This is a genomic window from Ochrobactrum sp. SFR4, from assembly GCF_019730395.1.
GTDB lineage: Bacteria > Pseudomonadota > Alphaproteobacteria > Rhizobiales > Rhizobiaceae > Pseudochrobactrum.
Genome location: NZ_JAAPBB010000884.1, coordinates 1 through 264, shown reverse-complemented (window position 1 = coordinate 264; position 264 = coordinate 1). Strand labels below are relative to the sequence as shown.

Sequence of the window (264 nt, the reverse complement as noted above, 5' to 3'; positions counted from 1 at the left end):
CATTGCAGAAAGCTGCACCATATCCAGCGCTTTGGCCACGCGTTCAGAAATTTCAGCTTTGCCAACACCGCGCATTTGCAGCGGAAAAGCGATATTTTCGCCCACAGACATATGCGGGAACAATGCATAATTCTGGAATACAACGCCAATGCCCCGCTTATGGGTTGGCACAGCATTAATCGCTTTACCGTCAACAAGGATTTTGCCTGAAGTCGGCTGCGTGAAGCCGGCCAGCATCATAAGCAATGTTGTTTTACCGGAACC

At 49.6% G+C, this 264-nt stretch carries 1 protein-coding gene; it reads right to left on the bottom strand.

The features are described 5' to 3' along the window. Positions 1-264, bottom strand: a 264-nt coding sequence (locus HBA93_RS21625) for an ATP-binding cassette domain-containing protein (protein WP_221724620.1), incomplete at both ends; no start/stop codon positions are given.